Source organism: Candidatus Kirkpatrickella diaphorinae (assembly GCF_025736875.1).
In the GTDB taxonomy this organism is placed as follows: domain Bacteria; phylum Pseudomonadota; class Alphaproteobacteria; order Acetobacterales; family Acetobacteraceae; genus Sorlinia; species Sorlinia diaphorinae.
The window spans coordinates 860,151-880,540 of sequence record NZ_CP107052.1 but is presented as its reverse complement, the minus strand read 5'-3'; the positions used below and the strand labels follow the sequence as shown (position 1 = coordinate 880,540).

At 57.5% G+C, this 20,390-nt stretch carries 16 protein-coding genes; 4 read left to right on the top strand and 12 right to left on the bottom strand.

Annotated elements, in window-relative coordinates; genetic code table 11:
* Positions 1-5: 5 nt before the first annotated feature.
* From cyoD to N5W20_RS03930, 4 genes are read right to left on the bottom strand one after another with little or no spacing between them, the layout of a single operon-like run.
* A complete protein-coding gene (gene cyoD / locus N5W20_RS03945; RefSeq protein ID WP_319807616.1) occupies positions 6-329 on the bottom strand; it encodes a cytochrome o ubiquinol oxidase subunit IV in 324 nt (107 codons plus the stop codon).
* Positions 326-955, bottom strand: a complete 630-nt coding sequence (locus N5W20_RS03940; RefSeq protein ID WP_319807615.1) for a cytochrome (ubi)quinol oxidase subunit III — start codon at positions 953-955, stop codon at positions 326-328. Before N5W20_RS03940 ends, cyoD begins: the two co-directional genes overlap by 4 nt.
* Positions 955-3,012, bottom strand: a complete 2,058-nt coding sequence (locus N5W20_RS03935; RefSeq protein ID WP_319807614.1) for a cbb3-type cytochrome c oxidase subunit I — start codon at positions 3,010-3,012, stop codon at positions 955-957. Before N5W20_RS03935 ends, N5W20_RS03940 begins: the two co-directional genes overlap by 1 nt.
* Entirely contained in the window at positions 3,009-3,881 is an 873-nt protein-coding gene (locus N5W20_RS03930) for a cytochrome ubiquinol oxidase subunit II family protein (RefSeq protein ID WP_319807613.1), read from the bottom strand. Before N5W20_RS03930 ends, N5W20_RS03935 begins: the two co-directional genes overlap by 4 nt.
* A 265-nt stretch (positions 3,882-4,146) precedes the next feature.
* On the opposite strand from N5W20_RS03930, the gene N5W20_RS03925 reads away from it, so the two are divergent.
* The 3 genes from N5W20_RS03925 to ydiJ all read left to right on the top strand — a co-directional run bounded on the left by N5W20_RS03925 (position 4,147) and on the right by ydiJ (position 9,908).
* A complete protein-coding gene (locus N5W20_RS03925) occupies positions 4,147-5,886 on the top strand; it encodes a cation:proton antiporter domain-containing protein (RefSeq protein ID WP_319807612.1) in 1,740 nt (579 codons plus the stop codon).
* Positions 5,887-5,901: 15 nt separating this feature from the next.
* Positions 5,902-6,684 carry a 5'/3'-nucleotidase SurE gene (gene surE / locus N5W20_RS03920; RefSeq protein ID WP_319807611.1) on the top strand — a complete coding sequence of 261 codons (783 nt, stop codon included), beginning with the start codon at positions 5,902-5,904 and terminating at the stop codon, positions 6,682-6,684.
* A 140-nt stretch (positions 6,685-6,824) separates the two neighbouring features.
* A complete protein-coding gene (gene ydiJ, locus N5W20_RS03915; RefSeq protein ID WP_319807610.1) occupies positions 6,825-9,908 on the top strand; it encodes a D-2-hydroxyglutarate dehydrogenase YdiJ in 3,084 nt (1,027 codons plus the stop codon).
* A gap of 2 nt (positions 9,909-9,910) precedes the next feature.
* Here the strand turns inward: ydiJ and N5W20_RS03910 are convergent, their stop codons facing one another.
* From N5W20_RS03910 to N5W20_RS03885, 6 genes are all read right to left on the bottom strand, one after another.
* Entirely contained in the window at positions 9,911-10,684 is a 774-nt protein-coding gene (locus N5W20_RS03910) for an SDR family oxidoreductase (protein WP_319807609.1), read from the bottom strand.
* Positions 10,685-10,799: 115 nt separating this feature from the next.
* Positions 10,800-11,963 carry an alpha-hydroxy acid oxidase gene (locus N5W20_RS03905; protein WP_319807608.1) on the bottom strand — a complete coding sequence of 388 codons (1,164 nt, stop codon included), beginning with the start codon at positions 11,961-11,963 and terminating at the stop codon, positions 10,800-10,802.
* A gap of 24 nt (positions 11,964-11,987) precedes the next feature.
* The gene (locus N5W20_RS03900; RefSeq protein ID WP_319807607.1) at positions 11,988-13,637 is read right to left on the bottom strand and encodes a GMC family oxidoreductase; all 1,650 of its coding nucleotides are present in this window, start codon (positions 13,635-13,637) and stop codon (positions 11,988-11,990) included.
* Complete coding sequence (locus tag N5W20_RS03895) at positions 13,627-14,274, bottom strand: gluconate 2-dehydrogenase subunit 3 family protein (RefSeq protein WP_319807606.1); 648 nt, start codon at positions 14,272-14,274, stop codon at positions 13,627-13,629. Before N5W20_RS03895 ends, N5W20_RS03900 begins: the two co-directional genes overlap by 11 nt.
* Positions 14,267-15,229, bottom strand: coding sequence for a hypothetical protein (locus N5W20_RS03890; RefSeq protein WP_319807605.1), 963 nt, complete (start codon positions 15,227-15,229; stop codon positions 14,267-14,269). Before N5W20_RS03890 ends, N5W20_RS03895 begins: the two co-directional genes overlap by 8 nt.
* A gap of 7 nt (positions 15,230-15,236) precedes the next feature.
* A complete protein-coding gene (locus tag N5W20_RS03885) occupies positions 15,237-17,024 on the bottom strand; it encodes a thiamine pyrophosphate-requiring protein (RefSeq protein ID WP_319807604.1) in 1,788 nt (595 codons plus the stop codon).
* A gap of 64 nt (positions 17,025-17,088) precedes the next feature.
* On the opposite strand from N5W20_RS03885, the gene N5W20_RS03880 reads away from it, so the two are divergent.
* On the top strand, positions 17,089-17,343 hold the full coding sequence (locus N5W20_RS03880; RefSeq protein WP_319807603.1) for a hypothetical protein: 255 nt from the start codon (positions 17,089-17,091) through the stop codon (positions 17,341-17,343).
* Between the two features lie 91 nt (positions 17,344-17,434).
* Here the strand turns inward: N5W20_RS03880 and N5W20_RS03875 are convergent, their stop codons facing one another.
* Positions 17,435-18,733 (bottom strand): MFS transporter, encoded by a 1,299-nt coding sequence (locus N5W20_RS03875; RefSeq protein ID WP_319807602.1) that lies wholly within the window; start codon positions 18,731-18,733, stop codon positions 17,435-17,437.
* A gap of 202 nt (positions 18,734-18,935) precedes the next feature.
* Positions 18,936-20,033: a Gfo/Idh/MocA family oxidoreductase gene (locus N5W20_RS03870; RefSeq protein WP_319807601.1), complete on the bottom strand. Its 1,098-nt coding sequence runs from the start codon at positions 20,031-20,033 to the stop codon at positions 18,936-18,938.
* Positions 20,034-20,390 lie beyond the last annotated feature (357 nt).

Here is a 20,390-nt window from a genome sequence, read left to right as displayed (position 1 = left end):
GCGCGTTACGGGTGTGCCAAATCGCCGCTCATCATATGCACCTCATTCCCGATCACCCATATTGTTCCGCCGACCATGAGGAAGACGATCAGTCCGGTGAAAAGAACGAGCTGTAAATCGTCGCGATGAGCGCGTTTGAAATCGACATGCAGAAAATATCGAAAATGCACACAGACCTGAATGACCCCGCAAGCTGCGATCGCGATCAACAGGTCACGCCCCTTCAGCGCATCGCGCCATAAAAGGCTGAAGGGAATAACCGTCAATATGATCGCGGCGAGGAAGCCAATAAGGTAGTCGCGTCCCGCGGTCCTTTCTTCAGGCGTCATTTGGCAAGCCCTATCAGATAGACGATCGAGAAGATCCCGATCCAGATAATGTCGAGAAAATGCCAGAAAAGCCCAAGGCGCATGATCCGGCTGATGACGGGGGGCGTCAGGCCGAACCGACCTAACTGCAGCAGCATGATGAGGATCCACAGGCAACCCACCGTAACATGCAGCCCATGCGTGCCGACGAGCGCATAAAAGGATGAGAGGAAGCCACTGGCGGAAATACTGGCCTCCAGCTGCACCATGTCGATAAAGTCAGAGATCTCAAACCCGAGAAACCCGGCGCCCAGGGCCAATGTGACGACAAGCCAGATCATGGTGCGGGCGACGCTGAGCTGACGCTGCGCATTGAGGGTGACGAGTCCGAAAGTGAAGCTGCTGAGGAGGAGGCAGCCTGTTTGAATGGCCGCACTCTTGAGCTGGAAAAGATCTTCCGGCCCCGGCCCATCGGCGCGATTGCCCCACATAATGGCGTATGTCGCGAAGAGGAGCGAGAAGATCACCAGATCGCTCATCAGGAAAATCCAGAACCCGAACCGCGCCTCTTCAGCGCGTGCGCGCATGGCGTCAAGCGGGGTCGGGCGTCGTGAGGCTGTGACGGGGGGTGATGACAATGTGGACATCAGCCTTGCTCCCCATCCGCCAGAGGCATGGTCGCGGCGTCGGAATGATGCGCCGCGAGCGCCTGACGCCAGCGTTTCTCATGCGCCCGGATTTTTTTGGTGGAAATCACGTCTTCTTTATCGGGTTGGAAGGTGCTGACGGTAATCGTGATGCCGAACCCGATGAGCGCCAGAGCTGCGAGCCAGAAAATATGCCATGTCAGTGCAAATCCGAGCACGATGAGCGCAGCAAGGCAGATGGGCGCAACGGACTTGCTGGCGGGCATGGAAATGGATCGGTAGATTTCAGGCGCGGGGTAGGGGTCGCCCGCCTGTTTGGCGACGTAGAAGGCGTCAAGACGCGCGACATGCGGGATTTGCGCAAAATTATATTCGGGCGCTGGCGCGGAGACCGCCCATTCCAATGTGCGACCATCCCACGGATCGCCATCAAAAACCGCATATTCGTGTCGTTTCCGAATGCTGACAATGAGCTGCATGATCAGAAAGATAAAAGCGAGGCTGATCAGGACTGCGCCGAACATGGCGATGAGCGCATAATCATGCCACGCAGCGATCGTGTAGGATTGCGTGCGGCGCGGCATACCCATGAGCCCGGAGATGTAAAGCGGCATGAAAGCGAAGATGAAGCCCCAAACCCAGCACCAGAAGCTGTAACGGCCCAGCTTCTCATCCAAACGAAAGCCGAAAGCCTTGGGAAACCAATAATGATAGCCGCTTAACATGCCGAAAAGCAGGCCCGGTATCAGCACATTATGGAAGTGCGCCACCAGAAACACAGTGTTATGGACCTGATAATCCAGCCCCGGATTGGCGAGGATAATGCCGGTGCAACCACCCACCGTGAAGAGCAGGATGAACGCACAGGCGTAAAGCATCGGGACGGAAAGGCGGATACGGCCGCGAAACATCGTCAAAATCCAATTATAGATTTTGACGCCCGTCGGGATGGCAATCAGGATGGTGGCGATCCCGAAAGCGGCATTGACCTGACCATCCTGCCCCATGGTGAAAAAATGGTGCAGCCAGACGGTAAAAGACAGCACGGCAATTACGATCGTGGCCCAGACAAGTGAGTGATATCCGTAAAGTGTCTTGGAGGAAAAAACCGCGATCGTCTCTGAATAAACCCCGAAGGCGGGCAGGACGAGGATGTAAACTTCTGGGTGGCCGAATAGCCAGAACATATTGACGTAGTTCATGACATTGCCGCCCAGATCGTTTGTAAAGAAATGGGCATCGAGATAACGGTCCATCGCGAGCATCAATGTCGCGACCGTCAAAGGCGGCATCGCGAAAATCATCAATATGGAGACACAGAGGCAGGTCCAGGTAAAAAGCGGCATCAAAAACAGGCGCATCCCCGGCGCGCGTTTTTTATAGATCGTGACGGCGAAATTAATGCCCGTCATGGTATTGCCGATGGAGCTGAGCGTCAGCGCCCAGATCCAGTAATCGACACCGACATCCGGGCTGAAACCCGTCTCAGTGTAAGGCGGGTAGCCGCTCCACCCGCCGGTTGAAAATTTTCCAATGCAGAGGGAAATCATCAGAAGTGCCGCGCCCGCCGTCGTGAAAGCGAGGCTGATGGCATTCATGACAGGGAATGACACATCCCGCGCGCCGATCTGCAACGGCATGACAAGGTTATAGAGGCCGATCATAAACGGCATGCCCATGAAGAAAATCATGATCGTGCCATGCGTCGTGAAAAGCTGCGCAAAGTGATCAGGCGGGACGATCCCGGCACTGTTGAATCCCACAACCTGCTGCACCCGCATCAGGACCGCTTCCGCAAGGGCCCGCGCCAGCATCACGAAGGCGAGGACGATATACATGATGCCGATGCGTTTATGGTCAACGCTCGTCAGCCACTCCCGCCAGAGGCGGCCCCAGAGGCGATGACGGCTGAGCAGATAGAGCGTGACGAGACCGCCAAGCACGACCAGACTGGCCGCCATCATAGCGATCACACTGTAAAAAGGCAGAGCGGTGACGTCGAGACGCCCGAGAAGGAAGTCGCGGGACGTGATGCGGCGCAGCAATTCAGCCATCATTTTGCGTTGTTCCCTCTTTGGGTGTCACGGAGGACTTCTTTGAAAATGAGGCCCGACATGTAGCGGAAGACGAGGCCACCTGCCTCTTCACACATGGGGGATGAGGTCATTTGCTGAAGCTGCTCATGCGCGTCCCGGCAGGTGCCCTGTTGATGCAGCACACGGTAAAAACCGCGCGTCAGTTCCGGCCCCGTATTATAAGCGTGCTCAACCCATTGGGAGAAAGCATCGCGCGAGACGACATGCACGATAAATTTCTGGTCCTGAAACCCTTCACCATTGAATTGCGTGTTCTCACCGAGCAGGTCTCTCGCGGCACCTGTGCGGAGGTTGAGATGCGTCACCATCCCGCCCATGGCGTAAATCTGTCCGCCGAGGGCGGGGATGAAAAAAGATTGCATCGTGCCATCACTTGTCAGGGTGAAACGGATATTGGTGTTTTCCGGCAAGGTGATGGTGTTGACGGTGGCGACGTGATGGTCGGGATAGAGGAAGAGCCATTTCCAGTTCATCCCGATGACCTGGATCTCCAATGTTTCCCCGGCGGTAGGGACGCGCTCCGGGCTGTAACGCGTCTGGGGTCCGGCAATCATGATGGCCAGAAACGCGACAATCACCATCGGTCCACCCCAGATAAAAATCTCAAGCGGTCGGTAGAATTCCCAGTCCGGCGCATAGCGCGCCTTGCGGTTGCTGATCCGGTAACGCCAGATAATGGCCGGGAGGGCGATGAAAATCGGCACGAGAACGGCGATGAGGACCACGCCGATCTCGATCATCCATTGACGTTGCAGCGACGCAATCAGACCTGCGGGCGCCAGAAAGCTGCTTTCCTTCGGGAGACATGCGGAAAGAAGCAGAAGGCTCATCCCGCCGAGACGGCGCCTGAGAACGGCGAAGAAACGTCGTTTCTTTCGGTGCGTCAGTTGATTTCTCATTGCGAGTAAAGACGGATGTCGATGGGCGGGGTTTTATGAGGCACGCGTTTTTTTTTAAAAACGTGTCCTTTACGTCGCGCCAGAAGCAGGCACAGCATCTTCGGGCATCAGATGGCGGCGGCATCAGTAAATTCCCCTTGAAGGATCGGGTTATGTTAATCTTTCCCGGCGCAGCAAAGGCAGGAGAGGGCGCTACATGCATCAGGTCACACCATTAATCGGTATTCTGGTTGCCGGACTGGGCCTCGCCTTTCTGTTGGGGACGGTGGCGCTGCGGTGCAAAATCTCGCCCCTTGTGGGTTACCTTCTGGCCGGTATCCTCATCGGGCCTTTCACACCCGGCTATGTGGCGGATGGAAGCCTGGCGCTTGAGCTGGCGGAGGTCGGCGTTATTCTGCTGATGTTCGGGGTCGGGCTTCATTTCTCGATCAAGGATCTCCTCATTGTCAGGCGGGTCGCGGTGCCGGGCGCGCTCGTGCAGGTTGCGGCGTCCGTCGCTATGGGGTTCGGTGTCGGCAAGCTTCTGGGGATGCCGGCCGGTGCGTCCATCGTCTTCGGCATTGCCCTGAGCGTCGCGAGTACGGTCGTGCTTCTGCGCACGCTTCAGGAGGAAAACCTGATGAATACGGAGCGGGGGCGCCTCGCTGTCGGCTGGCTGGTGATTCAGGATGTCATCACCGTGCTGGCGCTGGTTCTGCTCCCCGCTTTTCAACCACTCATGAAGGGTGATGTCGGGCAGGGTTTCTCCCTGATGGGCTTGCTTGTGCCCGCCGGCTGGACGGTCATAAAAGTCGCGGCCTTTATCGCGCTGATGCTGGTGCTGGGCAAAAGGCTGATCCCGCGTTTGATGCATTATGTCGCCCGGACAGGCTCAAAGGAATTATTCCGCCTGTCTCTGCTGACATTGTCTCTCGGCGTGGCCTTTGTGGCGGCGCGCTGGTTTGACGTGTCCTTTGCACTCGGCGCGTTTCTTGCCGGAATGGTGCTGAGCGAGACCGATCTCAGCCATCGCGCGATGGAGGAAATGCTGCCTTTCCGCGATGCTTTCGCGGTGCTGTTTTTTGTCTCTGTCGGGATGTTGTTCAATCCCGCCGTGCTTGTCACGGACCCGTGGACGTTATTCCCCACCGTTCTCGTCATCCTGGTCGGGACGCCGCTGGTCGTCATCCTCATATTGCGGCGCATGGGGCAGAAATGGAATAATGTGCTGTTTATCGCCAGCGGTCTGGCGCAGATCGGGGAATTTTCCTTCATCCTCGCCGCGCTGGGCATTCAACTCGGTTTGATGCAGGAATCGACGCGGGACATTATCCTCGGCGCCTCCATTATCTCGATTTTTCTCAATCCCGTTGTTTTGCATCTCTCCCAGCTCATTGACGCGCGCATCCGGGAGCGCTCAGCCTCATCCCTGCCTGATGAAGGGGATGAGGCTTGTGTTCTCCATGCTCCTTACACGCCGACACGATTTACACAGCATGTCGTCATTGTCGGGTGTGGGCGGGTTGGGTCCATCGTGGCGACGCAGCTCGCCGCGGCGGGATGGCAGATTGCCGTTTCCGAAATCGGCAGCATCCCGATGGCGTTGACGGATCGCGAGAATGTGCATGGCGTGATTGGCAATGCGGTGGATCACAAAGTGCGGGAGGCGCCGAATCTCCGTCACGCACGGCTCCTGATCGTCGCCATTCCCGAGACGTTCGAGGCCGGGCAGATCATTGAAAAATCCGTGGCGGCCAATCGAAACCTGACGGTCATCGCCCGCGCGCATTTTGATGAGGCCGTGGCTTACCTCAAAAAATGCGGCGCCTCACGCGTCATAATGGGGGAACGTGAAATTGCCGCTGCGATGGTCAATTACACAGAGTCAGGTTCCAGGCCGCCAACATTGCTTTCTGGGGCGGCGGGGCATATCAACCTGGGACAGCAGGGCAGTTGAGGCGAGGCGAATCTTATGATCTTTGAACGCATTTTGCTCACCAATGATGATGGGATTGACGCGCCGGGCCTGGCTCTCCTGCAGAAGATCGCCCACGCCCTGTCAGATGATGTCTGGGTCGTCGCGCCGGAATCTGACCGAAGCGGCACAGCCAGCGCGGTGACCCTGCATGACCCGCTGCGCGTGACGGAGAGAGGGGCGCAGAAATTTGCCATATCCGGCTCCCCGGCCGATTGTGTCGTGCTCGCCATGCGTCATTTGATGAAGGATGCCCGCCCGAGCCTTGTCCTGTCAGGCATTAATCGTGGGGCGAATATCGGCCATGAGACATTGTTATCCGGCACAGTCGGGGCGGCGATGGTGGCGCATATGTTCGGCAGCCCCGCCATCGCGCTGAGCCAGCTTTTTCTTGAAGGGGAAATCAGCTGGGCGGCGGCGGAAAATGTGGCTTCTGATGTCGTCAGACATCTGGCCACGGAGATTTTACCGGTCTCACCATGCCTTAATGTCAATTTCCCGGCCTGCGCGGCAAAGGATGTGCGTGAGATGATTTTCACCAATCAGGGTTTCGGGGGGTTGAGTGATGTCGATGTCGTCGTGCGTCAGGATATGCAGGCGCGGGAATATCACTGGATCTCCATGCAATATCGCCACCGCGAATTTGCATCCGGGAGTGAGGGCGCGGCCCTTCTGCAGAACCATGTCACGGTGACACCCCTGCAAATGGACCGCACCCACCTTTCAGCGCTCAAGACGCTGCATGATCGCGTGGGCCTGTCCCCGCAGCTTAAGGTGTGAGGAAGCGGTCCTTGTCCCTTTCACAGGGTGGTGACGTAAGGAGGAAGTCCATCGCGTTACGCCATTTGATGATAAGGTTCTTTATGAAGTCCCGCTGAAGACCGGGCTTCATGATATTGTGATGATAGAGGTGAGTTGGTTTGGTCAAGGCAATATCCGCACTCCCGATTTCTGAGGCGGAAATATCGGTAGATGCACATTATCTGGACGCATTGAGAAAAGCAGGTTTTCAGGGGGAAATCGCGCAGGGCGATGATTCCCGCATCGTCTTTTCAACCGATAACTCGATTTATCGCCAACCACCGCGCGCCATCCTCTTTCCCATTGATGAGAATGACGTCGCTCTCGCCATGCGCATCGCGGGGCAGGCGGCTTTCAGGACGGTCACTTTCGCACCCAGAGGTGGGGGAACAGGGACGAATGGCCAGTCCCTCACAAATGGCATTGTGCTCGATCTGTCACGCCACATGAATGCGATTCTGGAGATCAACGTCGCGGAGAGATGGGCGCGCGTTCAACCGGGCGTCGTGAAGGACCAGCTCAATGCGGCGCTAAAGCCGCACGGCCTCTTCTTCGCGCCGGAACTTTCAACCTCCAACCGTGCGACGATTGGCGGGATGGTCAGCACGGATGCGAGTGGTCAGGGGAGCTGCACATACGGCAAAACGCGCGACCATGTCCTCGCGCTGAAAACCGCCCTGCTGGGTGGCGATGTGCTGACAACCCACCCCGTCGCCGCGTCCGCCCTCGAAGCGACCTACCCGCAATCCAGCCGCGCGGGGCAAATCGCGCACGCGCTGCATCGCCTGGCGACCGAAAATCAGGATTTGATTGAGGAGATCTTCCCTCCGCTCAATCGTTGCCTGACCGGATATGATCTAAAGCACCTCATGCCGGGTGACGGCATCTTTGACCCGAACAGCGTCCTTTGCGGCGCGGAAGGGACGCTTGGGGTGGTGGTGGAGATCAAGCTCAATCTCCTGCCCGTGCCGAAACATGTGACGCTGATCAATGTGCGTTATGAGAGTTTCATGGACGCGCTGCGGGATGCGCGTCACTTGATGGCGAAAAAGCCCATCTCGATTGAAACGGTCGATTCCCGCGTGCTTGATCTCGCAATGCAGGATGTGAGCTGGTATGGCGTCGCGGATTACTTCCCGTCCGATCCCAAGAAGCCAACGCGGGGGATCAACATCATCGAATTCTCCGACGATGATGCGGAGACTCTGGCACGCCGCGTCGCGGACTTCACAGATGATTTGACAAGCGGCGCAGCGGGCCGACTGGGATATACATGCGCGCAGGGCGATGCGGCGGTCAAAAGCGTCTATGCCATGCGCAAACGCGCTGTCGGGCTTTTAGGCAATGTCAGTGGTGAAGCCCGGCCACAGCCTTTCGTTGAGGATACAGCCGTCCCGCCGGAGCATCTGGCGGAGTATATCGCTGCCTTCCGCGCATTATTGGATGCGCATGGGTTGGAATATGGCATGTTCGGCCATGTCGATGCCGGGGTGCTGCATGTGCGCCCGTTGCTCAATATGCGAGATGCTGCGGATCGCGCCCGAGTCAAGCCGATCTCGGATGAGGTTGCGGCATTGACGCAGAAATATCACGGCCTGCTTTGGGGTGAGCACGGGAAGGGCCTGCGGTCGGAATATGTGCCACGCTTTTTCGGTGCGCTTTACCCTGTGTTGCAGCAGGTCAAAGCGCTTTTTGACCCGCATAATCAGCTCAATCCTGGCAAAATCGCGACCCCCGCCACCCTGCCGGACGCATCTCTCACCGGTATTGAGGATGTGCCGATGCGGGGTGCGCATGACCAGCGCATCACCCCGCCCGTCTGGAAATCATTCGGCGCAGCCATGCATTGCAACGGCAATGGGGCCTGTTTCAATTACAACGTCAATGACCCGATGTGCCCCTCATGGAAAGGCACGCGTGACCGTCGCTATTCACCGAAAGGCCGGGCACAGTTGGTCAAGGCGTGGCTGGACAGGCAGATGGCCTCCGGCACGGATATCTCGGCGCTGGAGCGGGAAGGCGGACTGGCCGTCGTGAAACGGTTTTTCACGCGGCAGCGGCGAACGGGCGCAGATTTTTCACACGAGGTTTATGACGCGATGGCGACCTGCCTCGCCTGTAAGTCCTGTACACGCCAATGCCCGGTGCATGTCGATGTGCCGGATCTTCGGGCGCGGTTTCTATCACTTTATCACACACGGTTTTCACGTCCCATCAAGGATTATCTGATCGCCGGGCTTGAGCCTCTGCTGATCGTCGCGGGTTGCGCGCCGCGTCTTTATAATGGGCTGATGGGCAATAAATGGGCGGCGCGCGTCGCGCGGCTCAAATTCGGGCTTGTGGATTTGCCGGCATTATCGACACAACGTTTCCGCCGCGCCTGTCGACGCCTCGGCGTTCGCACGGCGACTTTGCACGAGATGCAGAAATTATCGGATGAAGACCGCGCGCGCAGCGTCGTTTTTGTCCCGGATGTTTTCACCAGCCAGATTGATACGCAGGTCGTGCTGGATGCGATGGAGGCGGCGCGGCGTCTTGGCTTCAGAGTTTACGTGACACCGCCCGTCATGACGGGGAAGCCATTGCAGGTTTACGGCTTTACCAGGCTCTTTAAATTTGTCGCCCGGCGCACCCTGCGCAGATTACAGCGATTGGCAGATAACGGGATAACGCTGATCGGAGTGGACCCGGCCATGACGCTTGTCTTCCGGCAGGAATATCGTCATCTCGGCGATATTGGCGTGCTGCCGGAAATCAAATTGATCCATGAATGGCTCCACAGCGTGACGTCCAACTATCAATTGTCAGGACCGTTTAATGACGGACAGGCATCACGTCACACGCTGATGCTTCATTGCACAGAAAAAACGAGTCTCGCCGACTCACCGCAAAAATGGCGCGAGATTTATCAGCGTTTTGGTTTGACCCTCGATATTGCGGAAACGGGTTGTTGCGGCATGTCCGGCGCATTCGGGCATGAGGCCGCCAATCGGGCATTGTCACGCGAGATCTTCAGCCTTTCCTGGGAGCCCTGTCTTGCAGGGGAACCTCAGGGGAAATTTCTGGCCACCGGGTTTTCATGCCGGAGTCAGGTCAAGCGTTTCCGTCATGAGAGGCTGATGCACCCCGTCTCTGTCATCGCCGCCCGTTTGCGCGGCGCGGCGGCAAAACTTCGGGAGTTCCCAGCCGCCGTCAAAGGCTGAGATCAGATGATCGTATAGCCGCCATCAATCAGCAGGTCGGCGCCATTAATCATATCCGCCCCGCGGGAGGCGAGGAAAAGTACCGCCGCGGCGATTTCAGAAGGCTCAGCAAAACGCCCGACGGGGATTTGCTGCTTCGCCGCTTCACCCTTTTCACCCGCCCAGGCTTTTTTACCCAGTTCGGTCATCACAATGGTGGGGGAAATCGTGTTGACGGTGATACCGTGACGCCCCCATTCCGCGGCGAATGTCTTGGACATGCCGATAACGCCGAATTTTGAAGCGCAGTAAGCCACGTGTTCCGCAATCGCGACACTCCCGGCCTGCGACGCCATATTGATGATTTTACCGCCCGTGCGCTGCGCGATCATGACGCGGCCAACCTCCCGCGTGACGAGGAAGGTGCCTTTGAGGTTGATGTTGATCGTCTTATCCCACTGCTCAACCGTCAGTTCTTCAGCGGGTGCCAGGTGGACGACTCCGGCACAATTGATAAGAATATCGATGTGCCCGAACATTGTTTTGACATCATCAACCATCGTCTCAACGGATTCAGGTGACGATACGTCGCAGGTGAAAGCATGGGCGTCCGTGCCGACGAGCCGCACTGTGGCCTCGGCACGCTCCCGCTGGACATCAACCGCCGCGATCTGCGCGCCCTTCTCAGCAAGGGCCTCCGCAATAGCGGCCCCGATGCCTGAGCCCGCGCCAGTGACGAGGGCGGTCTTGCCGATCAGGGGGAAATTGAGATCGACTTTTGTCGAGGAAGAAATCATCTCGGATCACCGTCATCAATATTTACTATCCGACGTCATACGTCAGTTTTGAGTCGTCGGAAATGGGGCCGAAGATTATTTTTAGGTACTTGATGGACAAAATTGGCGATAGATCTCAGTTTTCAATCAATACTTCCTTAAGCTGGTCAAATTGCGTGACTCCGAGAATGGCCATGCAACGCGCGATATCTTCCTTGACGAGCGTGATCGCCTTGGCAACGCCGGATTCTCCCGCCACGGCGCAGGCCTGCAGAAAAGGCCGCCCCATCAGCACGAGGTCCGCCCCCAACGCCATGGCTTTCAGCACGTCATTGCCGGAGCGAAAACCGCCATCAATAATCAGCGTGTAATCGGGCAGGCGGGCGCGCGTTTCCATCAGGGCCTCCATGGGGCTGATTGTTGTATCGATCTGACGCGCGCCGTGATTGGAGAGCACCACGGCGTCAACGCCGAGCGCGGCGGCCTTCTCGACATCGTCCGCCCGCAAAAGGCCCTTCAGCACCAATTTATGCTTCCAGCGGTCACGAATATGCCGGACATGCGCCCAGTCAAATTTCGGGGACCCGCCAACGGCCTTGATCTCCTTCGAAAAAATACCCGGGCCACCTTGCGCCCTGATATTTTCAATCCGCGGTTTCCTCTCCGCGACGATATTACGCAGTAACGTGCCGAACAGCCAGCCGGGATGCGCCAATGCCCCGCGCGCGGCGGGCAGATTGGGGCGGATGGGCATCGCGTAACCGGCGCGTTGTTCAGCGATGCGTTTGGCGGCGACAGGCACGTCCACCGTGACAACTATGACGCGGCAATTCACTTTCTCCAGTCGCGCCATCATGCCGTCAATCACGTCATAATCATCCGGGAAATAAGGCGCGAACCATGAGCGCGGATTCACGGCGAAGACATCTTCAAGCGGTGTCAGGGAGTTGGCGCTGAGGATGTATGGCGTGTCAAGACGATGCGCGGCGCGGGCCTCCAGCCGGTCAGCATCATAACGGACCATGGCCGCGCCGCCCGTCGGCGCGAGGCCGAAAGGCACGCTATATGTCTCACCGAAAATCGTGACGCCGGTTTCGACTTTGTCGACCTGGCGCAGGCGGTAAGGCTGCCAGAGAAGCGCGTGGAAGGCGGCCTCATTATAATGAAGCGAGAACTCCGCACCCGCGCCATTTCGGATATATTCATAAACGGCGCGGGGGAGGCATGACTTGCTGAGCTTTTCAAAATCCTCAAGACAAAAAACGCGATTGAGGTGATGTCGCGCGATGAATCCTGCCAAACTGCCCTCCTCATCCTGTTATTTTCAGATCGTGACCTGTCCCTGACGGTGCAATGTCTGGATGCGGTCCGCCGTGCGCAAGGCCAATGCCGTGATAGTCAAGGACGGATTGACGCCGCCCGTTGTCGGAAAGACAGAACCATCACAGACCCAGAGGTTACGGATGTCCCAGCTCCGGCAATCCGCATCCACAACGCTGTCCTGCTGACTGAACCCCATCCGCGCTGTGCCGGCAAGGTGGTTCGTGTCATTTTCCTGCCGCCAGCAATCTGCAATCCCGGCGCTTTCAAGGCTTTGTTGCATTTTATCCAGCGCATGGGCGATCATGCGCTTGTCATTTTCAAGCCAGGAGTAGGAGATAAGCGGCACGGGCAGGCCATATTGGTCGCGTTCTGCGGAGAGGGTGACGAGATTATCAAGGCTCGGCAGCATTTCGCCCACCATTTTCAGCCCGACCTGATGATTGTAGCGACTCATTTCATCGCGCAGCGCCTGCCCCCATAAATTCCGCCCGCTTGAAAGCGCGCCTGACCATTCAACCGGCAAAGGGCCTTGCGACATCCAGCAATAACCGCCGAAGAAATCTTTTTTATCGTCGTAATTCCAATGTTCCGTGATCGTCATGGAGGGTGGCCCCTTATTCCATCGGATCATCTCATCCGACACGCCGAAGACCGCCTGATTGGATTGCACCATCAAGTAACGGCCCAGCAGCCCCGAACTGTTCGACAGGCCGTCAGGGAAACGCGGCGTCGCGGAATTCAGCAGGAGGCGGGGCGTTTCAATGGCGTAACCCGCGACGATGACGTTTTTGGCGCGTTGAAAATGCCAGCTTCCATTGCGGAAATAATGCACCCCCGTTGCACGGTCCCGCGCATCGACCTCCACGCGCCCGACCATGGCGAGGTCACGGATTTCCGCCCCCGCTTTGACCGCACGCGGAATATACGTCACGAGTTGGCTTTGCTTGGCGTTGGTGGAGCACCCCACCCGGCAGAACCCGCGATAAACGCAGGATGGCGCATGATGGCGCGGGGCGGAGAGGGTCGCAAGCGGTGTTTCCACCCAGTCATAACCCATGGCTTCAGCCCCGCGGGCCAGGACTTCGCCCGCCGCGTTGATTTCATGCGCGCGGTAGGGATATCGCGGGCGGCGCGGCCCCCAGGGATAAGTGAGGGGGCCGGAGATCGCGAGGTCGCGCTCGGCAATATCGTAATAGCGCCACATCTCCCGCCAATCGACCGGCCAATCCGCGCCATATCCCAGTTTCGTCCGTGACAGGAACCAATCCGGCCGGAAGCGAAGCGACACCATGGCATAATGCACGGTTGAGCCCCCGACGGCCTTGCCACTATTATTCTTACCCATAGCGATGGGGTTGTCCCCGGTAACGAGGCGGTTATCCGTCCAGAAAAGCTGGCTTTGACTTGTTTCGTCCGACGCGAAATCCTCCAACGGGCGGAACCACGCGCCCGCATCAAAACCCACGACGGAATAACCCATCTCCGCCAGCCGCGCGATCAACGGCCCGCCACCGGCACCGGTCCCAACCACAACAAAATCCACCTCATCCGTGTCCCGGTGGCACTGCATCGGAATCCAGCGGCCACGATGAAACACATCTGGTGCCTGTCCATTTATGCCGCGTGGCGTGGCCATCGGATCAGCGGACATTCTGATTGATCTTTCGCACTTTGCTGACGTGACCATCTTCCGCTGAAGCCGCTTCCCACGGGTCACGCTCATTGGCATGCATCCGGACATAGCCGCGCGGACTTGCCGGGCCGCCATAGCCGATTTCACTCCACGCCACGGGGTGGGCGTAATAAGCAGCAATGATATCGGACATGAGATGCGTGCTGAAAAAGAGTTTCGCCGGGATCTCCGCCCAGCGCGGCGCTTTTACATCGCCATTTTCAACCGCTTTCAGTAGGGCGTCCTGCTGATCCATGAGCAAAAGCGGGAATTTCCGGTGATAGAGCTGGTCGGCCTCGTCCTCAATCGCCTGAAGTCCCGTTGGCCAGGCGATTTCACGCGGGGGGAGGTCGATATGACGGAAGCCGGGCTGATTGCCCTCGATGAGATCCCTGTCAATAAAAGCTGCAAGCGGGATGCGTGGCCGGGACGGCGGTTGCGGGATAATCCGGTCGCAGATCGCATTCAGCGTGTCCCATGCTTCCGGAGAAAAGAATTCCGGGCGGTCTTTGATGGCCAGCCGCGCATCAATGACGGCGCGCGTGGCGTCATTCCAGGAATGGCCAGCGCGTTTCCGCATGACATCATAACCAGGATACGGCGTGTGCTCAGTCATCCGGATGGTCCTCCATCAGCCCGAGGGCGGCGAGGCCGGCGAGGGCCAGGCCGGTATAGGCAGGTGGTGCGGGGAGGGGCGGGCCATTCAGGATATTTTGCTGCCAGTTACGCCAGCCATCCATGTCGCGCCCCACGCCGATCGCGTGAAAGACCGTACCCGCGAAACCCATCGCCGCCGTGGCGCGCAGCCACCAGCGTGTTTTGTACGCCGACATCCCGGCCGGGCCCGAAGCGGCTTTGAGGAGAAGTGCCGCTGCGACGGGGGGCATTGTCACGGGCAGATACATGGCCAGATTATGATAACTCCCACGGAAATGCAGAAGCCACGCCTCAGCCGTCGTGCCCATCAGGCCGCCACTCGTCAGGATGCTGACGACGCGCCCGGCGGGGATGCCATGCACGTTGGGCGGGTGGCCGAGCGGCGTGGCGCGGACACGTTCAGACAGATGTCCCAACATGCCGGACAGGCCGATCGCAAAAGGCGCGCCCAGAGGGGCACCGTAAAACAGGTTCTGCCAGCTCAAGCGCCCCGTTCTTTTATAGACGTTGCGCAGATGGAACAATGTCCCGATCACGCCCACCGCGCCCGTGATGATAAAGACAGAATCCCGCACGACATGCGCCGCGCGTCGATGATCCGCCGTGCCATGGAGGCTGACGGCGAGGGCGGCGGCGGATGTCAGGAGCGGCGTATACATGGCCGGGTTTTTGAAGCTGCCGCGATAATGCTCAACCGCGCTATCCATCAGGACGGAGGCCGCTAAAGTGGCGGAAGCGACATTGAGGCGGTGGGCGGCGCGCTCTGCCGCGCGCGGGTCGGGGACGGGCTTGCCTGTTCGGATGAGGGTCGAGATCAGCGCGCTGAGGGCAGGGGCGAGACGTTGCAAGGCCGGTGACTGGCCGAGATCCCCCACGCGGTGACGTGACAGGCCCATTGATTTCATGGAGCGCATGGGCGCGTCAGTCGCGACGGCGTGGCAGGAAGGAGGCCAGCACCTGACGCGCGGAATTCACCATCGTGCTTGCGCGTTCAGGCTCATCAATCAGGGAGGTCATGAAGGCTTTCGCCTGGGCGAGGGTGATATGAGGCGGGAGCGGCGGGACATTCGGGTCGGTTTTGGCTTCCAGAATGACGGGCCGGTCAGCATTCAGCGCCTCATCCCAGGCGGCGCCGAGCCGGTCCGGCGTATTGACGAAAATGCCGCGCAAACCCAGAAGCTCCGCATATTTGGCGAAGGGGAAATCCGGGATGGATTGCGTGACTTCCGTCTTTCCGGCACCGGATTGCGCGCGCTCTTCCCACGTCACCTGATTGAGGTCTTCATTATTTAAAACCAGAACGATCAAACGGGGATTGGACCAGTTTTTCCAATATTTGGAAATGGTGATCATCTCGTTGATGCCGTTCATCTGCATCGCGCCATCTCCCATACAGGCGATGACCGTGCGTTCCGGATACGCCATTTTGGCGGAAATCGCGTAAGGCGTCCCCGCGCCAAGCGAGGCCAAACCGCCGGAGAGGGAGCCTTTCATCCCGGCGCGGAATTTGAGGTCACGCGCGTACCAATTGGCGACGGAGCCTGAATCCGCCGTGATGATGGCATTATCCGGCAGACGGGGCGACAACTCCCAGAAGACACGCTGCGGGTTTAACGGGGTGGCCTCCTGCATTGCGCGGCTTTCAAGGAGCTGCCACCAGCTTGCGACATTATTCTCGATTTTCTTGCGCCATTTGCGGTTGGATTTCGGTTTCAGCAGGGGCAGGAGCGCTTTGAGGACGGACGCGCTATCCCCTTGGAGGCACACATCCATCGGGTAGCGGAGGGACATATTGGCGGGCTCAATATCGATCTGCACCCCCTTTGCCTTCCCCGGATCGGGGAGGAATTCACTATAAGGGAAGGCGGAGCCGACCATGAGAAGTGTGTCGCATTCCTTCATCATGTCCCAGGAGGGCTTCGTCCCCAGCAAACCCATTGAGCCTGTGACGAAAGGATAATGATCGGGCACGGCGGCCTTGCCCAGAAGCGCCTTGGCAATCCCGGCCCCCAGCGTTTCCGCGACGGTCAGCAGGGCTTCCGTAGCGTTCAGCGCACCGGCGCCGGCAAGGATGGCGACGCGTTCCCCTTCATTGAGAATGCGCGCCGCCTCGTGCAGCCCGGCAACATCCGTGACATGCGCGAACGTCGTCTCGCCAATGCCTGTATGGGTGAAACCATGGGCGTTCGGCGCTTCCTTGAAAGGTTTGATCTGCACATCATTGGGGATGATGACGACAGTCGGCACGTGCTTATCGCGCGCGATACGCACGGCGCGGTCAATTGCGTGGCGGATCTGATAAGGGTTGGAGACGGTGACGACATAGTCATTGGCGAGGTCTTTGCAGAGGGATTGAAGATCAACCTCCTGCTGGTAATTCGCGCCGATACAGGTGCTGGCCTGCTGGCCCATAATGGCCACCACCCCGACATGGTCCATTTTGGCGTCGTAAAGTCCGTTCAGTAAATGGATGGCGCCCGGGCCGGAGGTGGCGATGCAAAGCCCCGGCTGGCCGGTGAATTTGGCATGTGCCGAGGCCATGAAGGCGGCCATTTCCTCATGCCGCACCTGCACATATTCAAGGTCACCCCGATCAACCGCTTTCTGCAAAGCGAGGTCAATGCCGCCAATGCCGTCTCCCGGATAACCGTAAACGCGGTGGAGGCCCCATTCCTTCAGGCGTTTAAGGAGATATTCGCTTACATTCATCGGGAAGACCCTCTTCTATCCGGATTTTCAACGCGGTCATCATCCACCTTTGAAAATGACGGAAGTGACGGCCATTTCCTACCCGACGGCTGAAGGTGCGACAGACAGGAACCCTAAGATTTTCGAACGAAAATGGATTTGGTTTGGTTTCCAAAATTCCACGCATGATGAGAGAAGTCACGGGGCGGATTTCCTCACGGGTACAGCGTGGTCAGCCGTGCCGAAAGGGTCGTTTCACCATGAAAGACAGGTGGATCAAGATTTCGTCATATCGATCTATGCGGCACAAGAAAAAGGCGTCACCGAAGTGACGCCTTGATCAATCTCTCAATCTCACACGAATATTATATATGCATGTCAGATTCGATTTTACCTTCGACCGAACGCACACCTTCCCGGCTGCGCTTGATTTAGGCTTCCACTTCCGGGTCCATTCTCAGGAAATAGGTCATGATGGCGCTTGAGAAGTAAATCGCGGCGTAAATCATCATGACACCTTTGACACCGACGCGGTCAATGAAAAGGAACACAATTGCTGGGCCGATCCAGACACTGGCCCCGGCACCGAGATTGAGCAGGGACATGGCCGCCGCTTTATTCTCAGGTGCGAGGTAAGGCATCAGCGCCGTCAAGGGCACGTAAGCTGCCAATGTTGCACCGTAAAGCGCACCCGCTGCCATGACGATATAAAGATGTTCCGGGCCGAGGAGTGTCGGCGCATAGAAAAACACCATCGTTGTAATGGTTGAGCCGAGCCCGCCCATCACCATCACCGTGCCACGCCAGCTGATACGGTCACTGCAAATGCCAAAAATCAGGTTGAAGAACACGTTACTCATAAAGATGGCCTGAAGCACGGCAAGCCATTGCGACGTCGTGAAGTTCAGCTCACGGAAATAGAGCGGCATGAAGACCAGGAGCCCGAATTCCGCAGATGTGTCGATGGCACGAACAATACAGCCGATCCCGACTTTCGGCCGCTCCCACGCGATGGAAAGTGCCGAGAAAAGCGTGCGCAATGCATTGGGGTCGTTTGTGTTGCGGTTGGCCTTGGCGCCACGAATGCCGTAAAGCGCGAGTGACCCGCCAATGACGACGATGCCCAGCGCCAGCCACAATGTGTAATAGGAACCCATGATGGGCAGAAAGATGCTGGCAAGTGTGGAGCCCAGCGTCGGCAGACCAGCCGTGAAGCAGAACCAGAACCATCCTGCGGCAGAGCCCAGCTTACTGGCCGGTGCCGTATGCACGACCCAAACGAGGAAGCCGAAGGCGAAAAGCGGGTAGCCAAAGCCCCTGATGCCATAAAACAGGGCGATCAGAGAGAAAGATTTTGACGGCAAACCATAGGAAAGGAACCCGACCTGAAAGATCGTCCAGATCAGCAAGCCGACAATCATGACCGTGCGTGAGCCCCAAAGCTCAGACAATGCGCCGGAAAGCCATGAGGAGAGCGCTGCTGTCACGCCGTAAATCGTGAATAACAGGGCGACGTCTGTCTCTTTGAAGCCCTGGCCGACGAGGTAAGGTGACAGATAGCCACTCTCAACGCCGTCACCAATCATGAAAAGAAGGACGCCGACATAACCCCAGAACATAACGGGAGGGATGCCGATCCAGGAGAGGAAACGTCCGAAGGCCGTATCAGGGACTGTCTCCTTTACGACCTCTAGTTTCGCTGAATCCGGTATGACGGTTCCGCCCGCCATATAGGGTGCTCCTGTGTAAAATGGTCTCGCAAATAAGCTGTAAAGCCGTTGTTAACGGCCGTGCTTAACAAAAATTAAATTAAAATGGAAATAGTAACGATTAAAAATAACGCGAAATATGTTATCTTGATATGATTTTATGGTGAATTGCCACTTGCCCTCCGCGATCGCATCGGGAGGTGAAGTTGCTTTGAACCGGGCATCAGGCATTTTCATAGATGGAATTTGACTGCAGATGTCGGCATGTCGCTTCCGGGAGCGCGAGCTTGAGGGTATGGCCCTCCCACGCTGCGCGGGCCGCGATTTCGATGATGTGCATCACAGCCAGCATCTGATCTTCAGTGATGAAAAGCGGGCTTTTCTGATTCAATGTCGCGACAAGGAGGGCGTAAAACTGGCGATGACAACCGCGCGGGGCGGGCATGTCCTGAGTGCTTCCATCCTGATGACGCAGCCGGAGCGGGTCAGGGTCCACCCCGAACGCGTCATCAGATGGGGAGATCTGCCGCACAAGCTGGGCTTCCTGGATATCCAACCCCTTCTTGACGGCACCGCCTTTCATGCCTTGAATGACAAAACGCGGGGCGGGGAAGCGCGCCAGCATGGAACCGCGTAGAACGACATTGAGCTGTCGGTAATGCAGTGTCACCATGAACCAGTCATCCGCACCTGCCTCAGCCCTCAGACACTGGATGTCCGCCGTCACACGTTCTGGCGCGCCGAAGAGTAGAAGGGCCTGATCCACCAGATGAGGCGCCAGATCAAACCACCTCCCCGTGCCCTCTCCCTTCGCAAAACGCCAATTATCCGAGACGGCCGGTTCAAACACATCAAAGGCTGATTCAACATGTCGGATGGGGCCCAGCACGCCGGATCGGACAACATCTGAAATGGCGAGGAAATCACTGTCCCAACGGCGATTCTGGAAGATAATGACATGCTTGCCTGCCGCCCGCGCCATTTGAAGAACGGCCTCCGCATCCCGGAGATTTGTCGTGAACGGTTTATCAATGACAACATGTTTGCCAGCGCGCAGCGCCATCTCGGCAAAGGGGCGGTGTGTCTCGTTGGGAGAGGCGATCACGACGACATCGAGCGCGTCGTCAGCGCACATGGCTTTGGCGTCATCGAAGATCTTGACGCCGGGATAGGATTTCCGAACTTCATCCCCTCGGGAGGAACAAATGGCGTGAAGCGCGAGGCCCTCCGTCGCCTGGATGTAAGGCAGATGAAAAACCCGTCCGACATAACCGAAACCAATGACGCCAATTTTAAGCGGTTCCAGGGAAATTTCAGGCATGGCGGCGTCTTCCTTTTGGTTATGACAATGACAGGCCAAAAAATTTTATGCGCTGGAAATCCATAAAAACATCACATCATGCGCGCTTTGAAGCCGCTTCTGTCATGTCCTTGCGTGCAAAACCCTTCCCTGGCAGGCTTTGCGACGCCTTTAAAGATGTTGATGGCGCGGAAATGAGGGCCGCGTCAAGCGCGACTGTCATTAAATGAAACGCTTCACCCACGTTTATCACATAAAAAAAGAAATAATAACAGATTAAAATGTTCTTTTCTGTTGCTTAGGGCAGAAATTTTGTTCCAAACTTAGGTTAATGAAGGAACGAATCATTCTATCCGAATGGATTCGTTCAACCTTAGG